13 protein-coding genes are annotated in these 6,428 nt (G+C 54.7%); 3 read left to right on the forward strand and 10 right to left on the reverse strand.

Features of this window, described 5'->3' with window-relative positions:
- The 10 genes from SV253_09045 to SV253_09090 form a co-directional block, all read right to left on the reverse strand.
- The coding region (locus SV253_09045) for a hypothetical protein (protein MDY6776198.1) at nt 1-345 on the reverse strand (345 nt) is incomplete at its 3' end.
- Nucleotides 345-602, reverse strand: coding sequence for a hypothetical protein (locus SV253_09050; protein ID MDY6776199.1), 258 nt, complete (start codon nt 600-602; stop codon nt 345-347). The genes SV253_09050 and SV253_09045, both read right to left, overlap by 1 nt.
- Entirely contained in the window at nt 599-829 is a 231-nt protein-coding gene (locus SV253_09055) for a hypothetical protein (protein ID MDY6776200.1), read from the reverse strand. The genes SV253_09050 and SV253_09055 overlap by 4 nt, the downstream gene beginning before the upstream one ends.
- Nucleotides 826-1,023 carry a hypothetical protein gene (locus SV253_09060; GenBank protein MDY6776201.1) on the reverse strand — a complete coding sequence of 66 codons (198 nt, stop codon included), beginning with the start codon at nt 1,021-1,023 and terminating at the stop codon, nt 826-828. The genes SV253_09055 and SV253_09060 overlap by 4 nt, the downstream gene beginning before the upstream one ends.
- A complete protein-coding gene (locus SV253_09065; GenBank protein ID MDY6776202.1) occupies nt 1,020-1,724 on the reverse strand; it encodes a hypothetical protein in 705 nt (234 codons plus the stop codon). The genes SV253_09060 and SV253_09065 overlap by 4 nt, the downstream gene beginning before the upstream one ends.
- Nucleotides 1,724-2,506, reverse strand: coding sequence for a hypothetical protein (locus SV253_09070; GenBank protein ID MDY6776203.1), 783 nt, complete (start codon nt 2,504-2,506; stop codon nt 1,724-1,726). The genes SV253_09065 and SV253_09070 overlap by 1 nt, the downstream gene beginning before the upstream one ends.
- Before the next feature lie 5 nt (nt 2,507-2,511).
- Nucleotides 2,512-3,027, reverse strand: a complete 516-nt coding sequence (locus tag SV253_09075) for a hypothetical protein (GenBank protein MDY6776204.1) — start codon at nt 3,025-3,027, stop codon at nt 2,512-2,514.
- 3 nt (nt 3,028-3,030) lie between these two features.
- Entirely contained in the window at nt 3,031-3,375 is a 345-nt protein-coding gene (locus SV253_09080; GenBank protein MDY6776205.1) for a hypothetical protein, read from the reverse strand.
- 2 nt (nt 3,376-3,377) lie between these two features.
- Entirely contained in the window at nt 3,378-3,842 is a 465-nt protein-coding gene (locus SV253_09085; GenBank protein MDY6776206.1) for a hypothetical protein, read from the reverse strand.
- Between the two features lie 43 nt (nt 3,843-3,885).
- A complete protein-coding gene (locus SV253_09090) occupies nt 3,886-4,212 on the reverse strand; it encodes a hypothetical protein (GenBank protein MDY6776207.1) in 327 nt (108 codons plus the stop codon).
- Between the two features lie 113 nt (nt 4,213-4,325).
- Between SV253_09090 and SV253_09095 the strand changes: the two genes are divergently transcribed.
- The 3 genes from SV253_09095 to SV253_09105 all read left to right on the forward strand — a co-directional run bounded on the left by SV253_09095 (nt 4,326) and on the right by SV253_09105 (nt 6,281).
- Nucleotides 4,326-4,553, forward strand: a complete 228-nt coding sequence (locus SV253_09095; GenBank protein MDY6776208.1) for a hypothetical protein — start codon at nt 4,326-4,328, stop codon at nt 4,551-4,553.
- Nucleotides 4,546-5,064 (forward strand): hypothetical protein, encoded by a 519-nt coding sequence (locus SV253_09100; protein ID MDY6776209.1) that lies wholly within the window; start codon nt 4,546-4,548, stop codon nt 5,062-5,064. The genes SV253_09095 and SV253_09100 overlap by 8 nt, the downstream gene beginning before the upstream one ends.
- 179 nt (nt 5,065-5,243) lie before the next feature.
- Nucleotides 5,244-6,281 (forward strand): zonular occludens toxin (zot), encoded by a 1,038-nt coding sequence (locus tag SV253_09105; protein ID MDY6776210.1) that lies wholly within the window; start codon nt 5,244-5,246, stop codon nt 6,279-6,281.
- Nucleotides 6,282-6,428: the final 147 nt, after the last annotated feature.

Raw genomic sequence — 6,428 nt, forward strand, 5'->3', positions numbered from 1 at the left:
GTCGTCGTTGTATCGCCTGTCGAGGTACCCGGTTCGAGCCGACCGATCCATCTCGGACGACGAGCCGCCACCACCTCCCAACATCCTATCGAGCTTCTCGTAGTTCCGGTCGCCGTCATCGTTAATGGGGTCGTCAGCGAGTTCGCGGTCTGCCTCCTGAATGATGTCCCGAGACTGCTGGATGTCCTGTCGGGCATCGTTGATATTTCTCTGAGTGCCTTCGAGGACGTTCTGTATCTCCTCCTGTGTCGGGCTGTCGTCATCATCATCATCGGCTGATCCGCCGCCTGCTGTACCGCCGCCTCGGGCTATCCTATCACCGTCTATGTCATCGAATACCCCCATTAAGGATCGACCTCCTTTATCCAAGTCGGCTTCTTACTGTGGTTCTTCCACGCCTCGACATCGTGGTAGTGCCGAGTACAGACGAACCCCTCGACACGAGTCCCATCCGGCGTCTCGAAACGCGCCATTTGGTGTATCGGAGACCCACAGCTAGGAACACGACACTCATACGACGGGTTCCACGCCTCACCGACCTCGGTCTCTTCGTACTCGTCGTCGACGTCGTCGCCAGGAGACAGACGACGGATATCTGTCACAGAGGCTCACCCCTGAGGTCGTCGCCCATCATAACGAGAGACGTACTCACGAAGGCTGTCGCTATGACTACCAGAAACAAGACCAACAGTCCCAATAATCCGAGAAAGTCTCGGACGCCTCCCGGCGATAGCTTGAGGATACTAAAACTCACGAGTACCGTCGAGAACGCTAACCCCGCTCCAATTAGGGACTGTTTGAGATTCGGGTCTCCTCTCTTGACTCTCATAGAGGCTCACCCCCGAGGTCGTCGCCCAGATCGGGGTGGTTAGCCGACCACCAGAACGTGTACACAGCTAAAGCCACGAGGACTAATCCCCCGACTACCTGTCCTTCGGCACTACCGGCATAGAAGCCGACGGCTACGGCGGCGGATCGAGCCGCGTGAGACGTCCACGGCTGTCTCTTTAGCCTCCGTATCATAGGTCGAGATCCTCCATCTCTTTCTCGAAGTCGTCTATACCGCCGCTCGACCCCGACGTTCCGCCGATTCCGAGGGACTCCTCGAACTCCTCGATCCCACCCGAGTCGCCTCCCGTCCCTGCAAACGCACTCTCGAAAGACTCGATAGGATTCGTCTCGTCCGACTCGTACGGATCGACACGTCCACCACTGCCGCCTCGACCTCGATCCATGCCCGTCCGACCCTCAAAACGAGCTATACCGTCGGTCGCGTCCATCGAGGACGCCTCTTTCCTAGCTAGTCCCGCGAGATCCGAAACTCTCTCCTTAGCCGCCTCGGCTCGACTCTTACCCTGTCGGACTCTCTTGTCCCTCCGACGTTTCCGCCTCTGTTGGATCTCCTTCTTTTTCTGTCGAGCCTTCGACTTAGCCCTCTCTTTGACTCCTTTCTTCTTGTACGGATTCTTACGGAGGTACTTCCGAGCCTCCTTGATAGCCTCGCGGCGAGGAGTCTTCCCGAGCTTCTTGAGGTTTTCCTGGTTCTGGGGATCTCCGTTCTCGTCGAGGATCACTCGCCGGAGTATCCATCCTTCGGACGTCTTGAGGAGAGCTATCTGGGTCGCCGAGCCGTAGCCGACGTCGGACTGAGGCTTGACCCAGATAATAGCCTTTCCCTTGTTCCTGACTGTTTTCCACCCCGCAGTACGTGAGTTAGGAGGCATTAGAAGACCACCCCCACGAGGTTAGTCGCTACGACTGGTATCTTGTGGACTATGACGCCGGACGGAAGACTACCCGTCACCGAGTCGACCATGCCCCCGCCCGATCCGCCGCCGGACGAGGACAGTTGGGTCGCCATGTGATACGTGAGGGCACCGACGAAGTACGCCGACATCGTGATCCCCGCTTCGACGAGCTTCCCTCCGAAGAGACCGTCGTCGAACTCCTTTTGAGATGCTACGGCGTGCTTGTAGACTCTCCTCGGGAGATCCGCGCCTCCTCCCTCCGAGAGTATATTTATAGCATCTCCGACGTTGACGAGGACTCCCTCCTCGGGGATTCCGACACCGCGTACCCAGTATTTTTCTCCATCTCTATCCTGGTAGACGTCGCCTCCGTCGGATACCTTCCGTCGCTCTTGCTCCCCTATCTTCGAGAAGGGCACGTCGAAGACCGGAGTCATCTTCTCGTAGGCGACTCCTATCTTGGCTTTGCCTATGTGCCGGATACCTCCCGACGACGGATCGTACTGTTTTGGGTCGTCTTCGTCTCCGACAAGGAGAGATCCGGTCTCCTTGTCGCGGTCGTACGGACGTAGCTCGTAGTTGGCGTCTCTTTTCTGTATGAAGAGTGCCTGGTCGTACCCGAGCCACATGAGAGTCTCTAAAGGCGATACTATCCTCTCACGCCATTTCCGGCTGAGCGACGGCGCGACCATGACCGCGAGAAGGTAGCTGACTGACAGTCCCGATATTATCCATGCGATTAGGTTTACTGCGTTCATTTTTATCACCCGAAGAGGAATTTCTGAAGCTTGCTTTTCGAGGACGACGACTGTCCCTCAGTCCGCTGGACGTTGATCCTCTCCGACATCTTGTCCTGTTGCCACCCTTCGCGGCTACGTGACACTCGCGCGAGGAACGTCATCAACGCCGTTTCGAGGTTCGTCTTCTCCGTCGAGCCGAGAGCCTTCTTTCCGTCCGATTCGTCGTCGAGGAGTACCTTCCGATACTCTCCCTTGACTACCGACTCCTCGGGAGGATACGCCGACTCGACGAGTTCGACCATACAACGCGCTAGCTCGCGCTGTTCGTTGACCTCGGCGTCTTCGAGGTTCCCGAGGATGAAGTCCTGCGAAAACAGATTCTTAAGGAGCTTCTCCGACTTCGGATCTATGTCGACTTCCGTGAGGTCGTCTATGTGTTCACCTGCCTGTACACCTACGCCTCCTCCGATACGAGGAGGAGGACTCACCTTCCCGTTCGACTTAGCCTTACCGTTCGACTTGGGTTTAGACTGAGACATGGGTTAGCCTCTCCTTTCTCTGAAACTGTCTATCGAGCCGAGTCCGCCGATCCCCTCGAAACGCTCCGATTCTCCGAGAGCCGCCCAGAACGCGTAGATGAACATAAGCACCGAGAACGCGAGACTGACGTACACGAGCATCTCCGACGAGTGAGGCACGAGGACGTAGTTCGACGAGCACGAAGAGCACGACACGGGACTAACGATATTCGTCGAGCCGTAGAGGACGACTATCCAGAGGATCGACGCGCTGAGTCCTCCGAGTACCTCGTTGATCTTGCGCCGGAGGACTACGTACGACCACGCGAGGGCGGCGAGGAATACGACCGAGTGAGTGAGTACGAACACGATTAAACCCTCCCTAAGACCATGATCCCGCCGAGGACGACGAAGATCCCGACGACGAAGGTAAGCATCGGCGCGACAGCACCGAACACCGTCGAGAGGACTGTCGTCGACGTCCTCGCGGACTCGGGCTTGGCTGTGTAGCTGTACGTGATCTTAGCCGGAGAGCCGTCGCTCGTGTTCTGTGTCGAGAGGATACGGATCGAGATCTCCTCGGTGTCGAAGTCGTAGTCTCGACCCTCGACAAGCTCGTGTCCGCTCGAATTGTAGACTGTCTCGTCGTCGAACGCCGTCGCGTTGTCTATGCTCGACGCGCTGAGGTTGGTGTAGTTACCGACGTCCTGAGTGAACGACTCGTTAGTCTGAGTGTACGTGTGGGTAGGTACTGAGCTATGCCCGGCGTCGGCTACGAGTAGAGCGATTACGATGAACAACGGCACCGCAAAAAGCAGTAATGCGAGTTGTTTCATGGTGGGTCTGGGCTAAAGGGGGATGGGCTGGTTGGAAGCTCTACTACTTACCCGAGAACGCTGTGACGACGCCTATGATGAGACCGGCGACCATCACGAGACCCACAATCGGCGCGAAGTTGAAGACGTCCGCCGCCTGGGTCTGTGAGTTATTGTACGCAGACTTGAACTCGGCGTTCTCCGGAGTACCCGCTGAGCCGTATATCCTAGCTACGACTATGATGCCGATAGCCAGCATCGAGAAGAACACTATTAGCTGTTTGAGGGTGCCGATCTGTCCACCCTCGGCTGTACGAGCTTCTTCTACCTTCGACTTTCCGACGGTCTTACTCGCCTCATAAAGCATCTTCTGGTCTTCTGGATCGACCATATTTCGGTCTCTGAAGAAGTCATATTAAATATAGGTGGTCAAATAATAACTAAATAATAGAGAAATACGTATATCCTTTTGGTATTGGTATTATTCTTCAATGTGGATTTATTATGGATGAATTAGCAGATAATGATATGTTGCACGATATAAACATGCTGAGCCTTGGCGAGGTTTCGCTTGTCGAGCAAGGCAACTACTCGACGACCTATTTACACATAAGTAAAGATTTGGTGAGCAGATACGGGGAGCGTCTGGAGAAGGCAGAACTCATAGAGGATAGAGAAAATGAGCGTCTCATAATCGATATCCCCAAGGAGGTGGAGGTAGAGGATGAGTAGCCGTAGCCCTGAGGAAGACAAGAGTGCCCGTCCGAGTAGATTGATCCACGATGCCCAGGAGATGTGCAGCGAATGGAGAGCAGCCTGCATACAGGTTCACAGACTCGGAGAAAGAGCCGACATCCCCCGCGACGAAGCCGTACGACGGTACAACACATGGATCATAGAGTACGCAAGCCGCCTCTCGCCCCACGTCGAGAAAAACAAAGCCTCGAAGATCGAGAAGCTGTGGGAGAAGAAAACCTACTCCGTGACCACAAAGGAGGGGGTTCGAGCCGACATAGATGGTCTTTCCGAGCTCTTGTCCTGGGGATTCCGTGAGATCGAGAGAAAAGAGACTCACGACGACGTAATAGAAGGAAAACATACCGAGACCTACATAGACTCCGCGGACATCGACCCCGAACACCTCGCACGTATTCACTCCGACCTCGATCTAATCGCAGCCGAGATAGGCTTCGCGGGAGATACACGTACACTCGAAGCCGACGACGAGGAGGGAGAAATATGACCGTTCCCGCGCTCAGGTACAACGAGATTCTAATCGGTCTAATAGTCGCTTTCTCCGTTTTCACAGCGACTTATTTCCTATCCAGCACAGTCCGATCCCTATCCAAAATCATGATAGCCCTACTCGGTTTCGTCATCGGAGTTGTCTCGTATCAGATAGCAATAGGAGGACTATGATCAATGACCAGGGAAATAGAAGACGTCCGACTCCGAGATCCCGACGAATCGTTCGACGAAGACATAGATGCTGAGATAAGAAGCAGCGGGTCAGACATAGAGATCGGCTACCCAACCCGCGAGACTGAGGAAAAAGACGAGGATGTAGGTATGATGCCGGAGGAAATCCGGGACAATCCTATCCTCCGGAAGATGGTCTGGCGAAGGATGCATAAGAAGAACAAGAACTGGATGGCTGCGATATGCCAGGAAACGGGAGGTGGAAAGTCATATGCCGCTCTTCGTATCGCCGAAGTACTCGACCCCGACTTCAGTATCGATCAAGTCGCCTTCAGCATAGACGAGTTCATAGACCTCGTACGTGACGACAGCTACGGACAAGGGAGCGTGATCGTACTCGACGAGGCAGGGGTCGCGGCGGGAGCAAGAGACTGGTACTCTGACAGTAACCAGCTACTCAACCAGGTACTGCAGACCTGGAGGCATCAGAACCGCGCGGCGATCTTCACCCTTCCAGCACTCGGCTTCCTCGATAAAGGAGCCAGGACTCTCCTACACGCGTATCTGGAGCCCATCCGTATTGACTACGAGAAGAATCAGAACATCACGAAGTTCCAGTACCTCGACAAGAACCCGAAGGCGACAGGATCCGCAACGAGAATTTACTACAAGTATCCCGAACTACAGGATCCCGAGACTGGAGTCAGGAAGAAGTACAAACGCTTGGCGATTAACCTACCCTCCGAAGAACTCCAGGAAGCGTACGAAGAGAAGAAAGAGGAGTTCACTGGAGATCTAAACGACCGTGTTGCGGAAGCCCTCGAGAAAGAAGAGGAAGAAGAGAGGGATCCGCGTGAGATTGCCGACGAAATTTTGAATGATCCAGACGCTCCCGACCTCGAGAAGTTCATCGGCGACAACCACGGACAGAAGTATATCAACAGGACGAGTATTCGTCTTGAGTACGACATCTCGAAGAGGAAGACGAAAGAGGTCAAGACCCTGTTATTGGAAGGTTCAGAGAATGACGACCTGGTATAGGGATACACCCACCCCCCACTACCCCCATATATTATACTAGTTTGGATTTCGCGCGTAAGGGGTCGCGCGGGATCGAGATCGATACTCTAAGAGTAGACCGCGCGGGCGTACCCGGGTTTGGATAGCGCAATCTCGAGAGTTGTTGGA

It is taken from the genome of Candidatus Afararchaeum irisae (assembly GCA_034190545.1).
In the GTDB taxonomy this organism is placed as follows: Archaea; Halobacteriota; Halobacteria; order Halobacteriales; family Afararchaeaceae; genus Afararchaeum; species Afararchaeum irisae.

Bases quoted from the DNA above. Each gene is read 5' to 3' on its own strand.
- SV253_09055 (MDY6776200.1), bottom strand. From the start codon at position 829: ATGAGAGTCAAGAGAGGAGACCCGAATCTCAAACAGTCCCTAATTGGA.
- SV253_09060 (MDY6776201.1), bottom strand. From the start codon at position 1,023: ATGATACGGAGGCTAAAGAGACAGCCGTGGACGTCTCACGCGGCTCGA.
- SV253_09065 (MDY6776202.1), bottom strand. From the start codon at position 1,724: ATGCCTCCTAACTCACGTACTGCGGGGTGGAAAACAGTCAGGAACAAG.
- SV253_09070 (MDY6776203.1), bottom strand. From the start codon at position 2,506: ATGAACGCAGTAAACCTAATCGCATGGATAATATCGGGACTGTCAGTC.
- SV253_09075 (MDY6776204.1), bottom strand. From the start codon at position 3,027: ATGTCTCAGTCTAAACCCAAGTCGAACGGTAAGGCTAAGTCGAACGGG.
- SV253_09085 (MDY6776206.1), bottom strand. From the start codon at position 3,842: ATGAAACAACTCGCATTACTGCTTTTTGCGGTGCCGTTGTTCATCGTA.
- SV253_09090 (MDY6776207.1), bottom strand. From the start codon at position 4,212: ATGGTCGATCCAGAAGACCAGAAGATGCTTTATGAGGCGAGTAAGACC.
- SV253_09095 (MDY6776208.1), top strand. From the start codon at position 4,326: ATGGATGAATTAGCAGATAATGATATGTTGCACGATATAAACATGCTG.
- SV253_09100 (MDY6776209.1), top strand. From the start codon at position 4,546: ATGAGTAGCCGTAGCCCTGAGGAAGACAAGAGTGCCCGTCCGAGTAGA.
- SV253_09105 (MDY6776210.1), top strand. From the start codon at position 5,244: ATGACCAGGGAAATAGAAGACGTCCGACTCCGAGATCCCGACGAATCG.